20 protein-coding genes are annotated in these 23,957 nt (G+C 42.0%); 10 read left to right on the top strand and 10 right to left on the bottom strand.

From position 1 onward, the window contains the following. The first annotated feature begins 35 nt into the window (after window positions 1-35). From ACP7AK_RS06785 to ACP7AK_RS06775, 3 genes are all read left to right on the top strand, one after another. A complete protein-coding gene (locus tag ACP7AK_RS06785; protein WP_138743080.1) occupies window positions 36-629 on the top strand; it encodes a hypothetical protein in 594 nt (197 codons plus the stop codon). A 301-nt stretch (window positions 630-930) separates the two neighbouring features. After that, window positions 931-2,733, top strand: a complete 1,803-nt coding sequence (locus ACP7AK_RS06780; RefSeq protein WP_004278309.1) for an acyl-CoA dehydrogenase C-terminal domain-containing protein — start codon at window positions 931-933, stop codon at window positions 2,731-2,733. 168 nt (window positions 2,734-2,901) lie between these two features. Next, complete coding sequence (locus ACP7AK_RS06775; protein WP_005246013.1) at window positions 2,902-4,683, top strand: acyl-CoA dehydrogenase C-terminal domain-containing protein; 1,782 nt, start codon at window positions 2,902-2,904, stop codon at window positions 4,681-4,683. 62 nt (window positions 4,684-4,745) lie between these two features. Here ACP7AK_RS06775 and ACP7AK_RS06770 read toward each other — a convergent pair whose 3' ends face one another. Next, window positions 4,746-4,952 (bottom strand): hypothetical protein, encoded by a 207-nt coding sequence (locus tag ACP7AK_RS06770; protein WP_004278311.1) that lies wholly within the window; start codon window positions 4,950-4,952, stop codon window positions 4,746-4,748. A gap of 174 nt (window positions 4,953-5,126) precedes the next feature. Between ACP7AK_RS06770 and ACP7AK_RS06765 the strand changes: the two genes are divergently transcribed. Beyond that, window positions 5,127-5,624, top strand: a complete 498-nt coding sequence (locus ACP7AK_RS06765) for a phosphate-starvation-inducible protein PsiE (RefSeq protein WP_004647497.1) — start codon at window positions 5,127-5,129, stop codon at window positions 5,622-5,624. A 198-nt stretch (window positions 5,625-5,822) separates the two neighbouring features. On the opposite strand, the gene ACP7AK_RS06760 is transcribed toward ACP7AK_RS06765, so the two are convergent. Next, entirely contained in the window at window positions 5,823-6,275 is a 453-nt protein-coding gene (locus tag ACP7AK_RS06760; RefSeq protein WP_005103287.1) for an RcnB family protein, read from the bottom strand. 180 nt (window positions 6,276-6,455) lie between these two features. Here ACP7AK_RS06760 and ACP7AK_RS06755 point away from each other — a divergent pair, with 180 nt between their 5' ends. Beyond that, the gene (locus tag ACP7AK_RS06755; protein ID WP_425879219.1) at window positions 6,456-6,914 is read left to right on the top strand and encodes a hypothetical protein; all 459 of its coding nucleotides are present in this window, start codon (window positions 6,456-6,458) and stop codon (window positions 6,912-6,914) included. An 84-nt stretch (window positions 6,915-6,998) separates the two neighbouring features. Here ACP7AK_RS06755 and ACP7AK_RS06750 read toward each other — a convergent pair whose 3' ends face one another. Continuing rightward, window positions 6,999-8,462, bottom strand: a complete 1,464-nt coding sequence (locus tag ACP7AK_RS06750; RefSeq protein ID WP_425879217.1) for a phospholipase D-like domain-containing protein — start codon at window positions 8,460-8,462, stop codon at window positions 6,999-7,001. Between the two features lie 106 nt (window positions 8,463-8,568). Continuing rightward, on the bottom strand, window positions 8,569-10,683 hold the full coding sequence (gene znuD, locus ACP7AK_RS06745) for a zinc piracy TonB-dependent receptor ZnuD (protein WP_425879215.1): 2,115 nt from the start codon (window positions 10,681-10,683) through the stop codon (window positions 8,569-8,571). A gap of 140 nt (window positions 10,684-10,823) precedes the next feature. Here znuD and ACP7AK_RS06740 point away from each other — a divergent pair, with 140 nt between their 5' ends. The 5 genes from ACP7AK_RS06740 to ACP7AK_RS06720 all read left to right on the top strand — a co-directional run bounded on the left by ACP7AK_RS06740 (window position 10,824) and on the right by ACP7AK_RS06720 (window position 15,902). Next, window positions 10,824-11,588, top strand: coding sequence for a DUF4184 family protein (locus tag ACP7AK_RS06740; RefSeq protein ID WP_425879213.1), 765 nt, complete (start codon window positions 10,824-10,826; stop codon window positions 11,586-11,588). A 162-nt stretch (window positions 11,589-11,750) separates the two neighbouring features. Continuing rightward, on the top strand, window positions 11,751-13,535 hold the full coding sequence (aspS, locus tag ACP7AK_RS06735) for an aspartate--tRNA ligase (protein WP_425879211.1): 1,785 nt from the start codon (window positions 11,751-11,753) through the stop codon (window positions 13,533-13,535). Window positions 13,536-13,650: 115 nt separating this feature from the next. After that, window positions 13,651-13,872 (top strand): hypothetical protein, encoded by a 222-nt coding sequence (locus tag ACP7AK_RS06730; RefSeq protein ID WP_004278319.1) that lies wholly within the window; start codon window positions 13,651-13,653, stop codon window positions 13,870-13,872. Window positions 13,873-13,890: 18 nt separating this feature from the next. Then, window positions 13,891-14,757: a lysophospholipid acyltransferase family protein gene (locus tag ACP7AK_RS06725; RefSeq protein ID WP_425879209.1), complete on the top strand. Its 867-nt coding sequence runs from the start codon at window positions 13,891-13,893 to the stop codon at window positions 14,755-14,757. 44 nt (window positions 14,758-14,801) lie between these two features. Continuing rightward, a complete protein-coding gene (locus tag ACP7AK_RS06720; RefSeq protein ID WP_425879207.1) occupies window positions 14,802-15,902 on the top strand; it encodes a glycosyltransferase in 1,101 nt (366 codons plus the stop codon). On the opposite strand, the gene ACP7AK_RS06715 is transcribed toward ACP7AK_RS06720, so the two are convergent. From ACP7AK_RS06715 to glnE, 6 genes are all read right to left on the bottom strand, one after another. Further along, entirely contained in the window at window positions 15,891-16,940 is a 1,050-nt protein-coding gene (locus ACP7AK_RS06715) for a glycosyltransferase (protein WP_425879205.1), read from the bottom strand. The genes ACP7AK_RS06720 and ACP7AK_RS06715 overlap by 12 nt on opposite strands. A gap of 32 nt (window positions 16,941-16,972) precedes the next feature. Beyond that, window positions 16,973-17,716, bottom strand: a complete 744-nt coding sequence (locus tag ACP7AK_RS06710) for a hypothetical protein (RefSeq protein WP_201701596.1) — start codon at window positions 17,714-17,716, stop codon at window positions 16,973-16,975. 9 nt (window positions 17,717-17,725) lie between these two features. Beyond that, complete coding sequence (locus ACP7AK_RS06705) at window positions 17,726-19,351, bottom strand: glycosyltransferase family 2 protein (RefSeq protein ID WP_213687674.1); 1,626 nt, start codon at window positions 19,349-19,351, stop codon at window positions 17,726-17,728. Between the two features lie 4 nt (window positions 19,352-19,355). Beyond that, window positions 19,356-20,078, bottom strand: coding sequence for a hypothetical protein (locus ACP7AK_RS06700; RefSeq protein WP_224217200.1), 723 nt, complete (start codon window positions 20,076-20,078; stop codon window positions 19,356-19,358). A 128-nt stretch (window positions 20,079-20,206) separates the two neighbouring features. Beyond that, window positions 20,207-21,133, bottom strand: a complete 927-nt coding sequence (locus ACP7AK_RS06695) for a branched-chain amino acid transaminase (protein ID WP_004278329.1) — start codon at window positions 21,131-21,133, stop codon at window positions 20,207-20,209. Between the two features lie 24 nt (window positions 21,134-21,157). Then, window positions 21,158-23,908: a bifunctional [glutamate--ammonia ligase]-adenylyl-L-tyrosine phosphorylase/[glutamate--ammonia-ligase] adenylyltransferase gene (glnE, locus tag ACP7AK_RS06690; RefSeq protein WP_425879201.1), complete on the bottom strand. Its 2,751-nt coding sequence runs from the start codon at window positions 23,906-23,908 to the stop codon at window positions 21,158-21,160. Window positions 23,909-23,957: the final 49 nt, after the last annotated feature.

Here is a 23,957-nt window from a genome sequence, read left to right as displayed (position 1 = left end):
GACATAGAATCAGCTTCTTGACGGGGATAAATACAATGCAAACCATGACAAAAATAGCTTTAATCAGTGCAAGTGTTTTATCAATGGGTGCGTTGACTGCCTGTCAATCCACCAGCAATGTGCCAAGCAATGATCATCCCCACATGATGAAACATCATGAAGGCAAAAAACAGCATCTAACTCCCGAACAGCGTGAGCAGTTTAAGGCAAAGCGTGCAGAACGCATGCAGTTTGCCAAACAGCTTCAACAGGCCTGCGACAATAAAGCTGTGGGCTCGGCCGTTCAAATCAAGACTGGCGATAAAACCATAGACGGCACCTGCAAGATGGTCTTTAAAGCAGATCGTAAAGAGATGAAAAGCCATCGCGACATGAAAGCTGAGCATCGTCCAATGCGTGCTGATATGCGTAGAGGCATGATGCACGGTGAAGTCTTGACGGATGCCAAACGTGCAGAATTGACTAAACAGTTTGATCAGCGCCTCGCTCAACATCAGGCACATCAACGAGCCATGCTGCAAGCCTGTCAAGGCAAAAAAGACGGGACTGCTGCACAGATCAAGATGAGCGAACAAACTATCAATGGCAAATGTCATGTCCGTTTCCAGCCCACAGCCTCTACCTATTAATGCATAGGAATCAAGGCTTCACGACTAGCACCTTCGGGTGCTTTTTTATTGCGTGCTCTTTCATGCATACAGTTGACTATTCGTTTCCTGCAGAATATGGCTAAAGTCTTTATACTCAAGACCTTTAATGCGTCATGCAGATTAATCTTTGACTTTACAGTCACCAAGAAAACACCCCGAAAAGCTTGTACCGCAGGGGAAGTTGTTGCACGATTAGATCATTCCAAACCGTGTCAGTGAAGACAGGTTTTAGTTCATCTAAGATTATAACGCTGGTTCAACCAGTATTGAGGAAACCGATATGCCACAATACAAAGCGCCTTTACGTGATATGCAATTTGTGTTGCATGAATTATTAAATGCTGAACAACACTATGCAAATCTCCCTGCATTCCAAGAAAACGTAAGCCGTGAGCTGGTAGATCAGTACTTAGAAGCTGCGGCCGACTTCTGTGAAAACGAATTGTCTCCGATCAACCAGACCGGTGACCGTGAAGGCTGTACCTGGAATGACGGCGTTGTTACGACTCCGACTGGCTTTAAAGAAGCGTACCAAAAATACATCGAGCTTGGCTTCCCTTCTCTTTCTGCTGAAGAACAATACGGCGGTCAAGGCTTACCGAACTCTTTAGGTATCGCGATTTCTGAAATGGTGGGTACTGCGAACTGGGCATGGGGCATGTACCCTGGCCTGTCTCACGGTGCGGTTCGTACTTTAGAACATCATGGTTCAGCTGAACAAAAAGACGCTTACCTGCCTAAACTGGTTTCAGGTGAGTGGACGGGTACCATGTGCTTAACTGAATCCCATGCGGGTTCTGACCTGGGTATTATCCGTACCAAAGCTGAACCACAAGCGGACGGTAGCTATGCAATCTCTGGCGAGAAAATCTTTATCTCTGCTGGTGAACACGACATGGCAGAGAACATTATCCATATCGTACTTGCTCGCCTGCCAGGTGCACCGAAAGGTACCAAAGGTATCTCATTATTCATCGTGCCAAAATTCAACCTAAATGCTGACGGTTCTATTGGCGAGCGTAACGGTGTACGTTGTGGTTCGATCGAACACAAGATGGGTATTCATGGTAACGCGACTTGTGTCATCAACTTTGACAATGCTAAAGGCTTCCTGATTGGACCTGAAAACCGCGGCTTGAACTGCATGTTTACGTTCATGAACACAGCACGTATCGGTACAGCAGTTCAAGGTCTTGCAGCATCTGAAGGTTCATTCCAAGGCGCGCTTGCATACGCAAAAGATCGTCTGGCAATGCGCTCTCTTTCTGGTCCTAAAGCACCTGAAAAAGAAGCAGATCCAATCATTGTGCATCCTGCGGTACGTAACATGCTTTTAACTCAAAAAGCATATGCAGAAGGTGGTCGTGCACTGGTTTACCTGTTAGCACAATATGCTGACGTAGTTGAACATGCTGCAGAAGAAGCAGACCGTAAATTTGCAGACAACATCCTGTCATTGCTGACACCAATCGCAAAAGCGTTCCTGACTGAAACTGGTTCTGAAGCTGCGAAACACGGTGTACAGGTATTTGGTGGTCACGGCTTTATTTCTGAGCACGGTATGGAGCAGATCGTACGTGATACACGTATCGCCTGCTTGTACGAAGGTACCACTGAAATTCAGGCACTAGACTTGTTAGGCCGTAAAGTATTGGGTACGCAAGGTGCAATGTTGAAAGACTTCACCAAGATCATCCATAAATTTGCTGAAGCGCACAAAGACAATGCTGCAATGAAAGAATTCGTTGAACCATTGGCTGCCTTGAACAAAGAATGGGGCGATCTGACCATGCAGATTGGTATGCGCGCGATGCAAAACCCTGAAGAAGTGGGTGCGGCTGCAGTCGATTACCTCTACTTCTCTGGTTATGTCACTCTAGCTTACCTATGGGCACGTATGGCATTGGTTGCTCAGGAGCAACTGGCTGCGGGCACCACTGAGGTTGATTTCTACAATGCCAAAGTGACGACAGCACGCTTCTACTTCAAGAAAATCCTGCCACGCGTTCGTTCACACGTTGAAGTGATTGCGACAGGTGTAGAGCCATTGATGAACCTGGATGCGGAACACTTTGCATTCTAAGTTAGTCTCAGACTAGCTACATTTCAGAAAAAGGACGGTCAATCAACAGGCAGTCCTTTTTCTTTATAAAGAGTTACAGAATTAACCTTTAGTCGTCTAACATTCAGATTTTGAGTGTTTTAGACTGATTAAAACTCATTTAATCAAACAATAAACAGGTGACACACCATGCCAATTTATAACGCGCCACTTGCCGATATGAAATTCATCCTGAACGATGTCTTCAATGCAGAACCGTTCTGGCAGGCCAATGAAAATCTAGCGCATCTGGATGCTGGGACAGCAGAAGCGATTCTTGAAGAAATGGCAAAATTTTCGCAAAACGTCATGCTTCCACTGAACCGTACAGGTGATGAAGAAGGCGCAAAAATTGAAAATGGCAATGTGACCACACCTGCTGGCTTTAAAGAAGCATTCAAACAATATGCAGAAGGCGGCTGGATTGGTCTGGGCGCAGATATGGAATGGGGCGGCCAGGAAATGCCGAAAATGCTGACAGTACTTTCTGATGAAATGCTGTTCGCGACCAACCCGTCTTTCATGCTGTATCCACTGCTTTCTGTTGGTGCAGGCATGGCGTTGAATAGCTATGCTTCACAAGCACAAAAAGAAACCTATTTACCTAAAATTTATTCGGGCGAATGGTCAGGCACCATGTGCTTAACTGAACCACATGCCGGTACTGATCTGGGTATTATCAAGACCAAAGCTGAACGTAACGAAGACGGCACTTATAGCATCAGCGGCACCAAGATTTTCATCACTGGCGGTGACCATGACCTGGCGGAAAACATCATTCATTTAGTTCTGGCAAAAACCCCAGATGCGCCTGCCGGCTCTCGTGGTATTTCCCTCTTCATCGTACCGAAATTCTTGGTCAATGAAGATGGTTCTATTGGCGAACGTAACCCGGTCGGCCCAGGTTCAATCGAACACAAGATGGGAATCAAGGCATCAGCAACTTGTGTCATGAACTTTGACGGTGCGAAAGGTTACCTCGTTGGTAAAGAAAATGAAGGTCTCGCTGCAATGTTCGTGATGATGAACTATGAACGTCTGTCGATGGGTATCCAAGGCCTAGGTGCTTCTGAATTCGCTTATCAAAACGCTGCGCAATATGCGACAGACCGTTTACAGGGTCGCAGCGCGGCTGGCGTTCAATCACCAAACAAACCTGCGGACAGTATTCTAGTGCATGGTGATGTACGCCGTATGCTGCTGAATGTACGTGCCAATAATGAAGCTTCACGTGCATTCGCCGTGTATGTAGGTCAACAGTTGGATATCACCAAATTCTCGACTGATCCTGAAGCGGTGAAAAAAGCCAATGACCGTGTTGCGCTATTAACACCAATCGCGAAAGCGTATTTAACGGATACCGCATTCCAAGCGACATTAGATGCACAAATGGTCTTCGGTGGTCATGGCTATATCCGTGAATGGGGCTTGGAGCAATGTATCCGTGACCTGCGTATTTCCCAGATCTATGAAGGCACCAACGGCGTACAGTCACAAGATTTGATCGGCCGTAAAACCATTAAATGTGGCGGCGAATATATCTCTGAATATATCTCTGAAATCCGTGACTTTGCCAATAGTCTGGATGCAGACCTGAACTTCATTAAAGATGCCACACTGGATGCAGCGACTGAAGTTGAATCAGTGACTCAGTATATTCTGGAAGCAGCAAGAGAAAGTCATGACTTTCCGAATGCGACCGCAGTCGACTATCTGCACGCTGTAGGTCTGTTGAGTTTCTCTTATATGTTTGCGCGCATTGCCAATGCAGCGAAAAATAAAGAAGGTGAGTTCTATCAAAATAAACTCGCTCTGGCACGTTATTTTGTACAACGCATTCTGCCTGAACTGGCATTACGCATTACTAAAGTGAAATCAGGTTCTGACGTCATCATGAACTTCTCTGAAGATTATTTCACGACTCAAGCTTAAGCTGAAAATCTGCAATAAAAAACGCCTGCATCAGCAGGCGTTTTTTTATGAAAATGCAACAATTAAACTTTTTGAATCAGTAAGGTATCCGGCTGATTATTGCTCTTCGGATTCAGATGTTTATTCACAATTTTGATATTCCCCTCTGACTCTAAAGACTCGCAGAGTTCCACCACCTTTTGCATATCTTCAGCCTTAATGCCTACGCCGAGGATTAATTTTTTTCCGGCTTCTAATTGGCTAATTTTTGTTTGAATTTTATCTAACACTTTTTTCTCCTATTTATTCAATGTTACCACCCATACAATATAGCAATTTAGTCTAAAAAAAGCGCAAAAGTTCAAATAATTTAATCTTTATTTTTCATTCAATCATTCTGTGCATGATCTTTGCACGTTATTCTGTAACTATCTTTATTTCATATGAAAAATCAGGAGGATAATATGTCTAAATCACGTCCAAAAATTGAAAAATTTGAAGCCCTCCTCGACCGTCTTGGTAATCTTGCTGTAGAAAGCTTTCATTATATTGCGCTGTTTATTATTGGCTGTATGGTGATCTGGTCCGCTGGCCATACCGTCATTGACATTCTGACCGTGAAACAGTTCGCCACCATTGACGACATTCTTCTGTTGTTTATTTATCTGGAACTTGGTGCCATGGTCGGCATCTATTTCAAAACCAACCATATGCCAGTACGTTTCCTGATTTATATTGCCATTACTGCACTGACCCGTTTGCTGATTGCAGATATTCAACACACGCATAAAGCCAGCATGGATCTGGTGATTATTACCGGTTCGATTCTGATTCTGGCCTTTGCGATATTAGTGGTGCGCTATGCCTCATGGACTTATCCATCCGTGATTCGTGACAAACATAGTGAAAAGCCATTACCCCTTGGCAAAACACCGCGTCCAGAAGATGATGAATTGGCATAGTCTTTTAAGCCCTCTTTTTTTTGCACTTCAGCTTAAAGTAATACTTAAGCCTCGTTTAGGGTTTTGGGAGATTTATCTCAAGCAATCTCTCCCTTGCGTAGCAGTGCTACTCATCTCCTCACAGGAGAGGGAACTATTTTGGTCTTTTTGAGTTATTGACGTTTATAACTGAATTATCCGTTCAGAGTTTAGAGCAGTTTAACGATTCGGCACCAGCACATAGCGTCCGTTTTCATAAATCCAGTAGCTGCCACGCGGTGGTGCTGGTAACCCTAAACGCTGCCAATCGGTAATTACCGTATATCTCGAACTTTCAATCCGGGCAACATTCGGATCACCATTGACCCAGCTATAACTATTCGAATTTTGATAAATAGTGGTCGGTGCCTGATACTGAATGTTTAATCCACTTTGACTCTGTGCAGGTGGATAGCCCCAATATGGTGGTCGTTGCGGGTAATGTGGTCTTGGTGGCAGCGGACGTTGCGGATAATGCTGCCGTGGTGGATCATAAGATCGTGGAGCGCTGCGATAATTCGGTGTGGATCGATCTACACCACCATAACCCACCCAAGCATTGCCAGCCATACTTTGTGCAGAAGCTCCTAATAGCAATGCAGCCAATATTGCACTCGATAGTACGATTCTCATTTGAGCTTCCTCCGAATAATCTGCTTATATTTTAAACAAAATAGGTGCAGAAAATATGGATAAGCTCATTGGAGCTGCAATTTTTTGTAATGCGCTCGCCTATTTTCAATCTGACAGGCACGTCGGCAGGCTACTGCTTTATGCTAAAATTACTTTTTTTAATGTTTCGAGTTGAATACTGTGTCTGATTTAAATTTCGATCGTTTACATGAATATTTTTCTAAAGTGCCGAGTGTTCAGAAAGAACGGATTGATAGCTATGGTTCAGATGGTAAACAGGCATGGTGGTTTAAGTTTCAGATCAATGTAAATCATCCGCTGGCTTGGCAAACTGTGCAAGAATTAGGTCATGTCCTGAATTATATTTCTAAAAATGAACGCCTCCCAACTCAGTTCCTTCCAGTTTCGCCACCGCCATATATGAATGGTGTAGCCAAAGATTTCCTGTCTTGGGTGATCCAGTGTAATCACGCAGATTTCCCACCCGATGTAGTTTGTGACTGGTTAGAAGCGCGTTTACCAAATCCGGTTGATGATGAAGCGCAATGGAAAATTAAAACCGATATTTCTGAGCTGGATGAATTAACGGATAAAGAGCTGGATCAGCTGGTTCCGCCGAATCCAGAATCAAAAAGCTGATAATAAAAAATCTCCCTAACTCCCTCTTTTTCAAAGAGGGACTTTCCTCCCTTTTTAAAAAGGGAGGTCAGGAGGGATTTAAAATTAAAACGTCGACCAGCCGCTCCATTCCATAAAACGATACAGCCAATATTTAAAGAACGAGTTTTCTGCATATTGAGTGTAATCTACGCTCATCGAACGGCCATTTAGATTTGACCATGCACCCTCAAAATATTGCTGGGCATCCCGGAAGACTTCGGCCTGAGGCTGACCCACCACGCGCATATTAGTTTCCAGATTATAGTTTTTCAAATTGCGTACCGTAAAATTGGCCGAACCTAAAATCATTTCAGCTTGCTGAGCATTGCGCTTCATTAGGATCTTGCTATGACATTGCTCACCCTGAGTATGACACCAACGTACATTTATACCCGCTTCGTGCAATTCTGAAGCCACCTGCCGATTTGGAATTCCATTCTTTTCACGGCCAAAGGCATCTTTATTTGGGTCGAGTAAAATCCGGACTTTGACACCACGTTCATGGGCCGCTATCAGACTTTTGATAATTTTTCGCTCAGACAGATAAAACATTGCCAGATCAATCTGTTCACTGGCTTTCGCGGTCTGAATCAGATTCAGAATCGCATCATAAATGGCTTTTTCAGTCAGCACCTGAACTTGTGGTTGGCTAATGTCTGCCTGAAAATCCCCAACGACAATAGCTGGCATATTCGCTTGTGACATCATGCCTACAGACAGTTCTGTTTTCAGAATATCGACGGCTGTGCTACCCCAGACCAATAAGCCAATATTGGAATGCCGCGAACTGCCATCATGCGGGTTCATGGACGTGACCAGTGCTTTCCAGCCTTGATCGGTATCCACCACCATAGTTTTGCGATGATTGGCTTTAAAGTTAAACAAATCAAAATAACTGCGCAGGGTAATTTTTTCTGTTCCAAATGGATTCGGCAACCAGCCTGTTTCCGGATTATTGCCAATGCCCTGGCAACAGATATACCAGAAGCCGGACCAGCTTGGATTGGAAGCCCGCAACGGCGTCAGATTGGTTTCAATCACATCAATACCGTGCTGACGTAATTCCCGATACTGCTCGGATCTAATTCCACCATAGACCGAATTGATCGGATCGGTAATAAATTTGATTTCTACCTCAGGCTGCAGCAGACGCTTACTGATTAAAGCATCACTCAACTGTTTACTCAGTGCCTGATGATGCTGCGTAGATGCACCGGTTTGCTGATTAAATAAAAACATATCCAGCACAATCAGCGATTTGGCCTCTTCAATCATTTTCAGCATTTCATTAAAAATGCGATGATCTAAATGCTGTTTTCCTTCGGCATCCAGATAAGTCTGATCGGCCAGAAACTTGACTTCGGCATGACGCAGTTTGCCCGTGTAATTCAGACCTTCCGGCAAAGGCTTATACGTGTGGTAGATTGCCGAAGCCAAATAACCCACAGCCAGCATACTAATGATCAAAGTCGCATAACGGCGATTCGACCAGTTCAATTTATTGTGAATTCGTTGAAAGATACGCATAAGAAAAAACCTAACCCAATATACTCAGGCTAGGTTTTATCTTATGATTTTTCAAGTAGATTTCAGTGAGATCTAGATGATTTGGTCGATTATTTCAGTAGACCTGTTAGAAATCATACTGCACGCCGACAGTAAAGTTGCGACCCACCTGCGGAATATTCGACAGGAAGGAAGTATGTGAATACACCTGATCATCGAGCAAGTTATTGGCCTTGAAATAAACTCGATAAGCATTGTTATCTGCAATGCTATTGGCATAACTCAGGCCAACATTCACCATATTGTAGCCTTGGGTTTCATCTTCATAGCTGGCGATTTTGTCCTGATTAAAGACATGATAATACTCAGCCAAACCTGACCAGCCATCGGCAAAGTCTGCTTCTACTTTGGTGCCTAAGCGACCTGCAGGTACACGTGGTGCATTTTCGCCTTCAATCTTGCCACGTACATAGTCCCCAAAGACGCTGAGCTTATACATATCATTTATCTGATACCCGGCTTGTGCTTCTGTACCATAGAATCTGGCTTTGTCCTGGGTATATTGCACGCCACGTAAATTACCTTTCTGGGCTACCGTTTCGCCATAGATATAATCATCAAACCAGTTGTGATAGACATGCACATGGTAATCCAGTTTATCCCCTTCATAATGCAGACCTAATTCGAGATTATTTGAAGTTTCTTTATCGAGATCAGGATTACCGAGTTCATAGGTATTGGTCGCAAAATGCAAGCCATTAGCATAGAGTTCTTGAGCTAAAGGCAAACGCTGCTGATGAGATCCCACTACAGAAAGTTTGTAATTCGGTGCAAATTCCCAGTTGGCAGCAGCGGATGCAGAGACACCAGTCCCCGAATAATCTTTCTGATCCGAATCTACTTTCACTTTTTGATGATCGACACGCGCACCAAGTTCAACATGCACATCGCCAAGTTGCTTATGTTCTAAAGCAAAAAGACTGAATTTGTCAGTTTTTGTGTCCGGCATCACGACCCCTGAACCATGAACATGATGTTCTTCATCGTCCTCATCGCCATCTTCATGATGGTCATGCTCTGATGCGGCAAGATTAATTTTTTGCTGTGAAATCTGGGTTCCGATCACCCCTTCCCAACCTGCAACTGGCACGTGCACCAACTCTAAACGACCGTCATAACCTTTGCTTTTAAAGTTACTGATCACTTCATTTTCTTCAAGTTCATCGTGTTCATAATCGGTAATGCTGGCATGTGCACGTAGTTTTTCAACACCGGCAAAAGGCTGTTCCAGTTCGGTGCGTACTTCATAGCGTTCAGATTTTAAATCTACCCATGGTCCACCATGCTCTTCATGGACTGGTGCATCTGGGTCAGGTGTTGGACAACCATGAAAATGATCGCCATGTAAAACACAGCCATGATATTCATGACTATGCCCTGGCAAGCCATACTGATCCTGACGGTTGCTATAAGACAGACCGACAAAACCACGATCATGAATCCATGATCCGCCAATATTGACTGTTTGCCCTTCAGCAAAAGTATTGCCCACACGACGTTCTTTTTCTAATTCGTCATCATGCTCATGAAAATAATCCGGTGCAATATAATCATTGGCTTTACGTTTTGAGCCTTCTACACGCAAAGCAAAGTTTTCACCAATACCCGCTGTCACACCAGCACTTGCCAGTTTTTCATCACTGCCTGAGTTATAACGCAGGCCGACTGTACCTTCCAAACCATCTTCAGGCATCTGGGTCGGAATTTTTTGATCAGTGACATTCACCAGACCACCGACTGTACCGGCACCATAAAGCAAGGTTGATGGACCGCGAATTACTTCCATCTGTTTTGCCAGAATCGGATCAACGGTTACTGCATGGTCAGGAGACAAAGTGGATACATCCGCTGTTTCAGAAGCATGCTGCAACACTTTCACACGTGGACCATCTTGACCACGAATCACAGGACGGCTTGAGCCTGAACCATATTGATTAGAATAAACACCCAGCTCATCTGCCAAGGCATCCCCAATGGTGGTGGCACGTTCAGATAGCGCTTTCTGATCCACGACCTGATCTGCAACCGCGAAATCCGCCGCAGTCTGCACCAATGGATGAGCTTGCACCTGAATAGTGTCCATGGTCTGAACCGGGATAGAAGATGAGGATTGCTCTGCAAATACTGTAGGCGCAACTACAGCAAAAATTGACAATGTTATTAGATTCTTAGGGAAGGACATGACCGAAGCTCAAATTCAGTAATCTGGATTAATGTTATAATATAACATTTCATTATTTTTGCAATCCTTTACGATAATCAGTGCTATATTTTATTAGAATGTCCTTTGAATACTTTTGATTACATTAAAACATTGTCTTTATGCCCTTTACCTTATCGCATGCTGTGCTTGCTCCACCTATTTCATATTTGACTGGGAATAGACTTCCTGTTGCTGCGCTGGCAATTGGGAGCATGGTTCCCGATCTGCATCGCTTGTTTACTCATACTAATTCGAATATCACCCATTTATGGTCTTCGCTGATTCATCCAGATCTCTGGATTGGTTTGGCTTTTTGTGCCGTCTGGTACCTGATTTACCGGCCCGTGATTTACCGTTTCATCGGTATTCAGCATGATTTAAAGATTCACAATATCCTTTCAGCACTAAAATTCATCCTGGTGATGTGTCTGGCAGTCATCATTGGTACAGCCACCCATTTAATCTGGGATGGACTAACCCATGTCGATTTTCGAACTTTTGCCTTTCATGAAGTCTTAGCCCAACAGTTTCAGCTATTTGGCAACAGTTATCCGCTGCACCGGATTTTACAGATCGGCACGTCTGTGATCGTTTTGCCGTTTATGCTGTGGATGAGTGTGCATTATTATAAAACTCATCAGCAATATCTTGCAGTCAGCCTAAAAATCAAATCGTTTGCCTGGGGCTTATTGCTCTTTTCTATATTTACCGGCCTATTTTCGGTCTGGGATTATGCGCGCTATATTTCTACTGAAGTCTGGCAATCAGACCTCTATTATTTTACTGGTCGCTCGATCAATGAATTTAGTCAAGGCTTTTTGATCACCTTTAGTCTGGGCTGTTTATTGTTTTTATTTTTAGACAGAGGTCGCAGGATGGGTTAAACAAAGCACTGGCTTTTCCTCTATTCACTTTAAAATGATATTGTTTTTGACCCAAGTTCTTGTGACAACATGCCCAAAGAGGCATAATCCTACCTTTACTCAAAGCGGTACGCTGTTTACGTATTCGCTGACCTTAACCCATATAGTTGGATTTCTAACGCTATGATGCGAACTCATTACTGCGGTTCTTTAACCGAAGCTCAAATTGACCAAACCGTAACATTATGCGGTTGGGTACACCGTCGCCGTGACCACGGTGGTGTCATCTTCCTTGACATGCGTGACCGTGATGGTCTTGTTCAAGTGGTTATTGACCCAGATACTCCTGAAGCATTCGCAACTGCTGATAAAGTACGTTCAGAATTTGTATTAAAAATTACAGGCCGTGTGCGTCGCCGTTATCAAGGCACAGAAAATGCCAATATGGTGAGCGGTCAAATCGAAGTCTTGGGCAAAGAAATTGAAGTTCTTGCTCAGTCTGAAACTCCGCCATTCCCTTTGAATGACGAAAACACCAATATTTCTGAAGAAATTCGTTTGAAATACCGTTTCTTGGACATCCGTCGTCCAGAAATGCTAGATCGTTTGCGCTTCCGTTCTAAGTTAACCAACCTGATTCGTAACTACTTCGAAGACAATGGCTTCCTAGACGTTGAAACTCCGATCTTAACTCGTGCAACGCCTGAAGGTGCGCGTGACTATTTAGTGCCAAGCCGCGTATCTAACGGTAGCTTCTACGCACTTCCACAATCGCCACAGCTATTCAAACAGTTGTTGATGGTCGGCGGTATTGATCGTTACTACCAAATCGCGAAATGTTTCCGTGATGAAGACTTACGTGCTGACCGTCAGCCTGAATTCACCCAAATCGACGTTGAAACATCGTTCATGAGTGACGATGACATTATGGATTTAATGGAAACTTTAACCGTGAAGATGTTCAAAGAACTTCTAAACGTAGAGTTTGATAAATTCCCACGCATGACCTACAACGATGCAATGCGTGACTATGCATCTGACAAACCAGATATGCGTATTCCGTTGAAACTGGTTGACGTTGCAGACTTGATGCAAGACGTTGAGTTCAAAGTATTCGCAGGTCCTGCTAAAGATCCTAAAGGTCGTATCGTTGCGCTTCGCGTACCGGGTGCGGGTTCACTGCCACGTAGCGCGATTGATGAATACACCAAATTTGTAGGCATCTACGGTGCACGCGGTTTGGCTTACATCAAAGTCAACGAACTTGAAAAAGGCATCGAAGGTCTTCAATCTCCAATCGTGAAATTCATCGAGCCAATCGTACTTGATCTATTGAAACGTGTTGGTGCTGAAAATGGCGACATCGTATTCTTCGGTGCAGACAAAGCGAAAGTTGTTAACGATGCAATGGGCGCGCTTCGTGTGAAGATCGGTCATGACCTTAAACTATCAACTTGTGAGTGGGCGCCACTTTGGGTTGTTGATTTCCCAATGTTCGAAGAAACTGACGATGGCAAATGGACGTCTGTGCATCACCCATTCACGCTGCCAAAATCTAGCGTAGAAGAAGTGAAGAACAACCCAGGCGCTGCTCTGTCTGTGGCTTACGATATGGTATTGAACGGTACTGAAATCGGTGGTGGTTCACTGCGTATTCATAACCTTGAAATGCAAAAAGCGATCTTTGAAGCGCTTGGTATTGGTGAAGAAGAAGCGGAAGAGAAATTTAGCTTCTTATTAAATGCATTACGTTACGGTGCTCCTCCGCATGGTGGTTTGGCATTCGGTCTTGACCGTCTTGTGATGCTCATGACTGGCGGTTCTTCTATTCGTGACGTGATTGCATTCCCGAAAACCAAGACTGCTGAATGTCCATTGACTCAAGCGCCAGCACCAGTTGAATCAAACCAACTGCGTGACCTTGGTATTCGCTTACGTGAAAAACCAAAAGCTGAATCTCAAGAATAATTCTTGACGTTTTAAGTGAAAAAGCCCTGCCTCGTGCGGGGCTTTTTTTGTAAGATTGAGTCGCATCTGGAACAGTGGCATAATAGCCACAGTTTTTAATCTAAGGTAATTAGCAATGGCTATGCGTCCTGCAGTTCGTAATCGCAGCATTATGCTTATTGTATTTTCAGTGGTTCAATGGCTGTTCATGCGCTATATCCTTGCAAACAACCTGTTCAACCTTGATACCAATGACCGTATTGTGTATTTCTGCCTGAGCAGTATTTTAGGTGCCCTGCTGATTTTTGTAGGTTTGATTTATATGGTGCTGAAAGGCAATCCGGACAAAGACCTATAATCTGACCATCTGGATAACATGTACACCCTACTCAAAAATTTCTCCAAGCTTCCGTTAAGATTCATTCAAAGTCTTGCGCAACTGGCTGGATCTCTTTTGTATTTCAGCCATTCTTCTGCACGCCGAGTGACTGAGATTAATCTGGCCTCTGCTTATCCTGAACTTTCTGAATCTGAACGGGCTGATTTGACCAAACGCAGCCTGAAAAGTCAGTGTATGACTTATGCGGAATCAGTCAAAATTTGGGGTTCATCTTCTAAATATGCGCTGTCTTTAATTCGAGATGTGCATGGTGTAGATCTATTTATCCAAGCTTTGCAAAATCCGCATGGTTGTTTGGCCGTGGTGCCACATTTTGGTACGTGGGAGCTATTGAATGTCTGGGTAAATCAACATACTTCTCCTGTGATTATGTACAAGCCCAGCAAGAATCAGGATGTTGACCGCTTTATGCTTGAAGCTCGGCAACGCCTGAATGCCACACTGGTCCCTACAGATGATTCTGGTGTACGTGCTTTGTTTAAGCATTTAAAACAGGGTGGCTTTTCTGCAATTTTACCGGATCATGTACCTAACGAAAGTGGTGGTATCTACTCACTTTTCTACAATCAGAATGCGCTATCTTCTACCTTACTTTCCAAACTGGCAGCCAAAACACAATGTTCTGTGGTTGGACTCAGTTGTTTAAGACGTGATGATTTATCCGGTTATGATATTCATGTCACCGAATTATCCTTCGATATTTTATCTAGAGATTTGCAGCTTTCTGTTGACACCTTAAATAAAGAAATAGAACGCATGATTAATGTCGCTCCAGAGCAGTATTTGTGGGGATATAAACGGTTTAGGAAGTTGAAAAATGACAAAAGTTTATATTACTCATAGTAAAAATTAGCTACTTAAATTAAAACTTAAAAATTAGGTTTAAAATGAAAGATCAGAAAAAAATTCTTTTTATTATTGATCATCTTAAAGGTGGTGGTGCAGAAATTATGACTCTTAATCTTGCAAAAAAACTGCAAGAGAGAGGCTATGAAATAAACATCATAACCTTAATTGATATAAATAATTATAAAGAAAAGACTAAGAGTTTCAATATTCAATCTATTGATTTTCCTAGTAAATTTGTTGGTGGGAAGTTATTAATAGACAAAAAATTAGAATCTAGTAAGAAAGAACAACTCCAGTCTCTTATTGATGAAATAAAACCTGAAGCTGTTATATTAACTATTTGGTATGCATATTTAAGCATATCATTTATTAATCATCCAAATATATGGATATGGTCACAAGCAGACATTCTTCCTGAATTTAATAAAACTTCAAATCCGATTAAAATATTAAGAAATATATATAAGAAGAGAAAATTTATTAATAAATTTAAGGAAGCGTTTTCAAACAAAAATTTTATCGTACTTAATAAAGATTTAAAATTGAAATATTCTCAAATTTTAGAGAATTCTAATATAAATGTTATTTATAATGGATTAAATTTAAAAGATACAATACAATCTGAAAAGAAAGAAAAAGTATGGGATATTTGCTATGTTGGTCGTTTATCACCTTCCAAACAAATTGAACATGCTTTATTTGCTCTAAAAAATTCTCATATTATTAAAAATATGATTATTATTGGTGATGGAGCAAGAAAAGACAAACTTTTAAAATTAGTCAATCAACTAAATATTAGCGATCGTGTTCATTTTACTGGCTGGGTGGATGAACCTATCGAATATATTAAAAAAAGTAAAATATTAGTTCTCCCTTCTCAGACAGAAGGCTTCGGTCTTGTTATTGGAGAAGCTCTATTAAATGGCACTCATGTCGTTGCATATAATTGCAGCGAAGGAGTATCACATCAATTTTTTACCCCTGATATGCAACGCGGTCTAGTACAACCAAATAATCGTGCAGAATTAAAAAATTCTATCGAAGATATATTAGAAAATCCATATCAAATTCCCCCAAACTTATCAAAACATTACGATATTAAAGAGATGGCTGATAAATTTATTAAGTTAATCGATTAACCGTATATATTCCGCAACAGCATAACTTTGGGTAAAAGATGGATTCAAATTTGTTGAATAATTATCTACCTCTTTTAATGCTTGATTGATTTTAAGCGAAAGTTCAAAAATATTGCCTACAGCAACGAGATTATTAGCTTGTAAAATTTCATTGGGACCTGAAGGGCAATCAGTACTTATAACGGGAATACCCAAAGCTAAAGCTTCTAAAATTACTAAACCCAACCCTTCAAAATCAGACGACAAAACCATAAATTTTGCATGCTTAATATATGGATAGGGATTTTTTTTGAAGCCTGTAAAAATAACCTTGCCTTCTATCCCTAAATCTTTAACCAATTTTTTAGAAGTTTCTAATAGTTCACCAGTCCCGACCAAAACCAGCTTTTCTTGAACATTGGCTTTTGCATAAGCTTTAATTAAAATATCATGTCGCTTCTGCTGCTTAAATTTTCCAACATTTACAATATACGGTTTTTCAATATCAGGGATATATTCATTTGATGTTGAAACAACCTGTTCAACATCAATCGGGTTATAAATTGTAGTGATCCGACTTTTTGAACCAAATATTTCAATAAAGTCTTTTTCGACCCCCTTACTCACAGCCACACAAGGCTTGGCTAAATAAACTTTATCTAGCTGTTTTCTCATACCCGCTAATTGTTCACCATATTCCAAACTCGTCGTGTTATGAATGACTAAGTGAACATTCGGCAACTGACTTTTTGATAATACAAAATCAACAGGAAATAAGTTTGATAGAACAAGATCAGGAGTACCAATATTTTTAATCACAAATCGATCAAAAGCTTTTGCTGCAAAACCGGCACGCATAAATTTGGGAATCGCCCGATACTTTTGATAATCAAAAAAGTGAAGTTTTACGCCTTCAGGGATCGGTAAATCAATAATGTTTTTAAAATAAATAATATGTGCTTCATGTCCAGCATCAACCAAACCTTTTGCAAGTGTTAATGCGAATCGCTCTGCTCCATTCCCTTGTAAGGTGAATATAGCTATTACAATTTTTTTCATCTGAAGATTTACCATTTATCAATATCCAAGACTTACCACCAGCTTGTGCGTTCTCTTTTATGACGCTGTTTCGAACGTGAATAAATATTATTATTTTCTTCACATTGTAGACGTTTAAAGATTTCAATAACAATTGCACCTAATTGATGTTCTGAACAAACCTGATCTAAGCGCCAACGCATATTTCGAAGTGTATCATCTGTGCCAACTGCCAAAGCTGATGTTCCATCAAAGAGAGCAACCCGTTGACTTTGTAATTTTTCTAAGGCGGTTTTGTTTTCCACATATCGTTGATTACACAAAATAGCTTCTGTTTCCTGAGCTTTAATTGTATTTATCAATACTACCGCTATCATCAATATTGCTCTCAGAGTAGTATCTTTTTCATAATCTATGAAAGTATCACAAGCAGAAACCAACCATCGCATATTCAAAGAGTTTAATAAAAAATCTCGCTCACTTAACCACAAATCTTTGAATTTATTATAATTTTTATCAATATCAATTTCACGACGAATCAAAACAATTAAACTGGCGTGAAAATGATTGATCTCAGGCTGCCCAACAAACTCTCGCTTAAGATTTTCTATATGCTTATTTAAATCTTTTTCAGAGCCATAGGTATATTCAATGTCATTTCCAACAATCAACTTTTTCTTAAGTGTCTCTATATCAGTTTGCTCCAAGCTTTCATAAATTTTATCTGCACCAAAACGACGTTGATGTCGACTAAATGAAAACCATTGCTCAAACTTGGATTTTTTTCTAGGAGGCATCACACACCACTACTTATTTAAGCTATTTCCTTGGGACTTTTCCCAAAGAATCAAATATTTATCAAATGTATAAAACATCAAAACTAAAGATGAAATGATCCCATATGCACCAGATAAGAATGCGCCGCGTATCCAATATTCACGTATAAACGAAAAACAGGTCCGCAAGAGTATACTAATCAAACTAATGTTTTTCTGATATTTGTATTTATCACAAGCCCAATCAAGACTATAACGATTACGCTTCACCACATAATGAAATAAATCTTCACTAGTAAAATGGAGATGCAAACCTTTTAATTTGACAATCTGAGCTCTGTTTGTATTGACAGACTCATGCACATCCAAATCAGAATAAGAAAAAAAGTGACGAGCATAAAGGCGATTTTCCCAATCACGATACCAACCTCTTAAATGCGTCGGTATACCTGAAAAATAATTCACTCTAGCCAAGCTAAAAACGCAATCTGTTTGTACTGACTGGTTTAAAATCTTGACTATCGACTCACGTAAACTTTGACTCAATCGCTCATCAGCATCTAATACTAAAATATAGTCACCCGTTGCATAGTGCTGTGCTAATTGACGTTGTTTTCCAAATCCCTGCCAATCTGTATTCACATACCACCGAGCATGATATTTTTCAGCTATCTGAGCAGTTTGATCATGACTACCTGAATCTAAAATCACAATTTCATCTACAATATCATGTACTGTATTTAAACAAGCTGCTAAATGTTTTGCTTCATTCTTAACAATCATAACCAAAGACAAAGTAGACTTTTTTTGTGATTGATCAATTGGGGTTAAAGTTTTTGCAATATCTACAGATTCCTGAAATGCTAGTTCTGCCTGATTATTAACTAAGTCATATAAAATTGCATATTTATTGAAAGTATATTGAGTAAATAGTAACGAATAAACCAGCCCATACTTCCCCATAAGGAAACGACCATCTATAAAATACTGCTTAAAAAACGCCCAAAAAGTATGCACAAAAATGCTTAATGCACCACAAGTTTTATTTCGTAGTGCACGATCATCAGCCCAAGCCTTGGCATAAGATAAACGCTTATCTATCCAAAAATATGGCGTTTCTGCAGTATGATGTAATAAAAGACCTTGTAAAGTAGAAGTATGAGCATCTTTGATTTCTATTGATTCGTGTACTAAATTATCATTATATTGAAAATTTGCTGGATACAATCGCCAATGCGCCTTTAACGGCCAATATGGATTATCAATTGCATGACCAAAGATACAATCGATTCGTTTAATACCATAAACTGTATTGGCAGGTGGCTGCGCAATCACCTCAAGAATGCTTTGCTTCAACTGAGGGGTGATTTCTTCGTCTGCATCTAGTGCTAAAATCCAGTCACCCGTTGCATAACTCTGCGCCAATTGTCTTTGCTTGCCAAAACCTTGCCAATTTGTATTCACGAACCATTGACCACCAGCAGATTCCACTAGTTGCCGACTATCATCAGTACTACCAGAATCAAGAACAATAAGCTCATCAATCCAACCCCTTAAAGCAGGTAAGGATATGGCTAAATTTTTTGCCTCATTTTTTACCATCATCACAACACTTAAGCGAAATGGCCGAGGTTGTTGATTTAATACAAACGACATAAGATTACTGCCAAGCCTCTTTAATCCAATCTGATGGCAACACATAGCGATACCATTTCCCCCCCCCACCATTTACCGCATCTGGTGGATTAATTTCACCATGGAAAACAATAATTTTTGCACCTTCGGGTTTTACTGGTGCTTTAAAGTACGCCAAAGGTATTTTTTGCAAGCAATGATACTTATAACTTTTACACCAACTGTCAGGCCAGTAAGAGAGCTTTTTCTCTTGATCGACATACCAAGACAAATAAGCTTGCTCATTGCGGAACTTTTGACGAATTTCATCAAAATGTTCACGGAAATAAGGTAATAGGCCCGGGAAAGCACCCAGCTTAAACCGGTAAACCGAACTATTACCGGTAATACGCCACGGCCGTTTCCAGTCATGAATAATCAGAAAGTCGCCCGGATAGGTAAAGAACTCATCGATATTATCGACAATCACTACATCAAGATCGAGGAAGAGTGCATTGCCTTCCAAACCATACAGATCAGGCTCAAAAGTGGACAGCTTGTTCCAGCCACGCTCAGGAGCACCTTCAGGCAATGCCAGAGGTGGAATAGGGAAACATTGTACTGCAGGATCAATGCCTTCAGTACGATCCGTCAGACAGACCATTTTAAAGTCGACTGTCGTATGTCGTTTAACCATATTGTATAAACGATTGACGTATTCCGAACCGTATTTGGTTCCCCATTTCATACAAATAACGATGTTACTCATTGCGTATGCCTAAGCTCATCTTAAAATCTTCTTGATGGTGAATATGATGACATAAGTTCGGCAGAATAAGTACATCACTTAAAAAAAACCTCTCAAATGAGAGGTTTTTTCAATCAGTAAATTCTGAATTACTTCACATACGTTAACCAGTGTGCATATTTAGGATCTTTACCCTGAACTGCATCAAAATAAGCTTTCTGGATTTGTGTGGTGATTGGACCACGTACACCTTCACCAATCTGACGGTCATCGTATTCACGGATTGGTGTTACTTCTGCAGCAGTGCCGGTAAAGAATGCTTCATCTGCGATGTAGAACTCATCACGGGTAATACGGCGTTCAATTACGTCATAACCCAAGTCTTTAGCAATCGTAATAATCGTTTGACGGGTAATACCATCCAGCGCACCACCTGCGATATCAGGCGTATGAATCACACCATCACGCACCAGGAATACGTTTTCGCCTGAACCTTGGCATACATAGCCTTGTGGGTCGAGCAGCATTGCTTCATCATAACCTGAATGCGCCACTTCTTGATGTGCAAGAATCGACAGCGTGTAGTTACCTGATGCTTTGGCCTTACACATGGTCACGTTCGGATGATGGTGGGTAAATGAAGACGTTTTTACGCGAATTCCCTTCGCCATCGCTTCTTCACCGAGGTAAGCACCCCAGCTCCATGCCGCAACTACGGCATGAATGGTATTGTCAGTTGCAGCGATACCGAGTTTTTCAGAACCAATAAAAATAATTGGACGTAAATAGCAAGACGCTAATTTGTTTTCACGAACAACATCAATTTGAGCCTGTTCTAATGCTGCTTGATCAAATGGAACTTTCATTTGATAAATTTTTGCAGAATTCAACAAGCGCTTCGTATGTTCTTTAAGACGGAAAATAGCCGTTCCATTCGGGGTTTCATAAGCTCGGACGCCTTCAAACACACCCATGCTGTAATGCAAAGTATGTGTTAATACGTGAGTTTTTGCCTCACGCCAGTCAACTAGTTGTCCATCTTGCCAAATGAAACCATCACGATCAGCCAAATTCATGCCACAAACTCCAATTTCTCACAATTATTCACTATCCAGTGCAAAGTCTGCACTTGGATCAATCAGTCTTTGCCATAACTTGCAAACGGTCATTCGGGTATCGTGCCAGTCGCTTGCAGACACTTGCATGGATTGATTTGCAAGGGCTAAGCGATGGCTCTCGGCGCGTTCACGGAGATAAGCTTGAATCAGAGCAGTCGCATCGTCGCTGGATAAGCAACCTGATTTTGCGGCATCCTCAAGAATTCGTACATTGTCGGAGAAATGGGCGAGATCTTTATTCGTCCCACTCCAAGCCAACACCGCATACTGTGCCATAAATTCGATGTCTACGATACCACCTGCATCTTGTTTTAAATGAAAAATACCATCTTTTTTTTGCTCTTTAGAAGAACCGAGATGCTCCTTCATTTTCTGACGCATTTTCAGTACTTCTGCCCGTACATAATTTTCATCACGGGGCTGAATCAAAATATCCCGGCGCAAGACTTCAAACTTTTTCCGTAAGCTCATTTCACCCGCAATCGGGCGGGCTCGTACCAAGGCCTGATGCTCCCATAGCCAGGCACTCTTGAACTGATACTGTTCAAAGGCTTTTAAACTGGTGACCAAAAGCCCAGCTTCGCCCGATGGACGCAATCGGGTATCGACTTCATATACACGTCCATCCAAGGTTTGCGTGGTCATCAGTGACATAAACTTTTGTGCAACCCGCATGGCAAATTCAAAGCCACTGATCGGCTTAAGTCCATCGGTATCGGCCTGTTCACCCATATAGTGAATAAACACCAGATCCAGATCCGAGCCATAACCCAATTCAATTCCACCGACTTTACCATAACCTAATACGGCAAAAGCAGTATGCTCAACTGAACAGCGCTGCCCTTCTGCATCCAGTGGAAAACCATGTTTTTTCGCAACAATCTGATAAGCCAGATGCAGCGCTGCATTCACCGATACTTCAGCAATATCGGTCAAGGCATCGGAAACTTTCATTAAAGGACTTTCAGCCAGCACATCACTGGCGGCAACGGCCAGAACATTAGATTTTTTAAACAGGCGCAAGACCCGCATCTGGTCTTCGACCTGATCAATTTCAATCCGTAAAAGTTGCTGACGTAAAGAGTCTTCCAGATCCTGACGTTTTGGCAATTCAAAATCCATCGACAGGAATTCATCCAGTAGCACCGGATAATGGGTCAGTTCTTCACAAATCCAGGGGCTGACCGTGGCCATCTTCACCAGTCGCTGCAACGCCCCTTTACTCTCGATTAACATCACCAGATATACCGTACGGCGCATCACTGATTCGACTAAGGGCATCAAGCGCACCAACGCCACCTGAGGATCATCTGACTGTAAAACGGCTTCAATTAAATGCGGCCAGAAGGTTTTTAAACGTTGTACCGCCTTTGCCGGTAATTTTTTTAAGGCATGCCCATTCCAAAACTCATAGACAAGATTCTTTGCATTATCATCCAACACTTCTTTGAGTTTCTTTTCCAACTGGGAAAAACTTTCAACCAAGGTGTCAGGGCCATTTTCCTTGATTAAATGATCAAACTGATACATCACTTTGTCACGCTTTTCATTGAGATATGCCATAAAGCTGTCCCAATCCGCAAAACCAAGTGTGTCCGTTATACGCGCCCTTAACTCTGGCTCTGTCGGTAATGATTGCGTTTGCTGGTCATTTAGGGCCTGAATCGCGTGCTCAACCCGGCGCAGGAATAAATAGGCATCTTCCAGATCCTGCACCGCCTGTTCATCCAGTAACTCGGCATCATCCAGATGATTCAGATTTACCAGACACTGGCGATCCTGCAATTCAAGCTTGGCTCCACCATAAATCAGCTGAAACACCTGCACGATAAATTCAACCTCGCGAATGCCGCCAGCTCCGAGCTTGATATCATCTTCTATATTCCGGCGTTGTACTTCACGCTCGATCATGGCTTTCATTTCGCGCATGGCTTCAAAAGCGCTGTAATCGACGTACTTGCGGAATACAAATGGACGAGTCATCTCCAGCAGCTCGTCACCTTCCGGACTTGGATTAACAATACGTGCTTTAATCCAGGCATAACGCTCCCATTCACGTCCATGCTGGCTCAGATATTTTTCCAAGGCCGCGTGGCTAATGGCCAGCGCCGAACCATCGCCCCAGGGACGCAGGCGCATATCCACCCGGAATACAAAACCATCTGCCGTGATCTGATCCAGCAAATGAATTAGTTTTTGTCCCCACAGGATGCAAAACTGCTGTACATCAATACATTTGCGCCCATCGGTTTCACCCTGCTCATCGAAGGCAAAAATCAGGTCGATATCACTGGAAAGATTGAGTTCTTGGGCGCCGAGTTTCCCCATGGCAATGACTATCAGATCCTGGACTTTTCCGTTATAGCCAATCGGCTGGCCATACTTGGCAGCGACCGGAATACGGGCAAAATCTTTCGCCGCACAGATGCAGGCATCGGCAAAATCGGAGAGTTCTTGAGTGAGGGTAATAACATCGGTGAGTTGATTGGCATCCTGCCAGATCCAGCGAAACATCAAACGAGCCCGCAGAATACGCATTGCGCGCATCCACGTTGCTTCATCGCTTATATTCAGGATGCAGTGCTGCACCAGCTGATCAATATATTCCCGACTGAGTGAGCCTTGAAACTGATCAATTGCATAATCCTGTTCCAGTAAACTCTGGTGATTGGCCAATACCTGTTCGGTATATTGGCTAGCTCTTAAGGTTTTCTGCAATTGTGCCGCATTCATCACTCAACTCTTCCCCTGAAACATTCTGCTTAGTTATAGCAGGAGTTTT

Source organism: Acinetobacter sp. TWP2-2-3 (genome assembly GCF_049896445.1).
Taxonomy (GTDB): domain Bacteria; phylum Pseudomonadota; class Gammaproteobacteria; order Pseudomonadales; family Moraxellaceae; genus Acinetobacter.
This window is presented reverse-complemented; position numbering and strand designations above follow the sequence as displayed.

Excerpts from the sequence above, each read along its gene's own strand:
- ACP7AK_RS06785 (WP_138743080.1), top strand. The coding sequence starts at position 36 with ATGCAAACCATGACAAAAATAGCTTTAATCAGTGCAAGTGTTTTATCA.
- ACP7AK_RS06780 (WP_004278309.1), top strand. The coding sequence starts at position 931 with ATGCCACAATACAAAGCGCCTTTACGTGATATGCAATTTGTGTTGCAT.
- ACP7AK_RS06775 (WP_005246013.1), top strand. The coding sequence starts at position 2,902 with ATGCCAATTTATAACGCGCCACTTGCCGATATGAAATTCATCCTGAAC.
- ACP7AK_RS06765 (WP_004647497.1), top strand. The coding sequence starts at position 5,127 with ATGTCTAAATCACGTCCAAAAATTGAAAAATTTGAAGCCCTCCTCGAC.
- ACP7AK_RS06760 (WP_005103287.1), bottom strand. The coding sequence starts at position 6,275 with ATGAGAATCGTACTATCGAGTGCAATATTGGCTGCATTGCTATTAGGA.
- ACP7AK_RS06750 (WP_425879217.1), bottom strand. The coding sequence starts at position 8,462 with ATGCGTATCTTTCAACGAATTCACAATAAATTGAACTGGTCGAATCGC.
- znuD (WP_425879215.1), bottom strand. The coding sequence starts at position 10,683 with ATGTCCTTCCCTAAGAATCTAATAACATTGTCAATTTTTGCTGTAGTT.
- ACP7AK_RS06740 (WP_425879213.1), top strand. The coding sequence starts at position 10,824 with ATGCCCTTTACCTTATCGCATGCTGTGCTTGCTCCACCTATTTCATAT.
- aspS (WP_425879211.1), top strand. The coding sequence starts at position 11,751 with ATGATGCGAACTCATTACTGCGGTTCTTTAACCGAAGCTCAAATTGAC.
- ACP7AK_RS06730 (WP_004278319.1), top strand. The coding sequence starts at position 13,651 with ATGGCTATGCGTCCTGCAGTTCGTAATCGCAGCATTATGCTTATTGTA.
- ACP7AK_RS06725 (WP_425879209.1), top strand. The coding sequence starts at position 13,891 with ATGTACACCCTACTCAAAAATTTCTCCAAGCTTCCGTTAAGATTCATT.
- ACP7AK_RS06720 (WP_425879207.1), top strand. The coding sequence starts at position 14,802 with ATGAAAGATCAGAAAAAAATTCTTTTTATTATTGATCATCTTAAAGGT.
- ACP7AK_RS06715 (WP_425879205.1), bottom strand. The coding sequence starts at position 16,940 with ATGAAAAAAATTGTAATAGCTATATTCACCTTACAAGGGAATGGAGCA.
- ACP7AK_RS06710 (WP_201701596.1), bottom strand. The coding sequence starts at position 17,716 with ATGCCTCCTAGAAAAAAATCCAAGTTTGAGCAATGGTTTTCATTTAGT.
- ACP7AK_RS06705 (WP_213687674.1), bottom strand. The coding sequence starts at position 19,351 with ATGTCGTTTGTATTAAATCAACAACCTCGGCCATTTCGCTTAAGTGTT.
- ACP7AK_RS06700 (WP_224217200.1), bottom strand. The coding sequence starts at position 20,078 with ATGAGTAACATCGTTATTTGTATGAAATGGGGAACCAAATACGGTTCG.
- ACP7AK_RS06695 (WP_004278329.1), bottom strand. The coding sequence starts at position 21,133 with ATGAATTTGGCTGATCGTGATGGTTTCATTTGGCAAGATGGACAACTA.
- glnE (WP_425879201.1), bottom strand. The coding sequence starts at position 23,908 with ATGAATGCGGCACAATTGCAGAAAACCTTAAGAGCTAGCCAATATACC.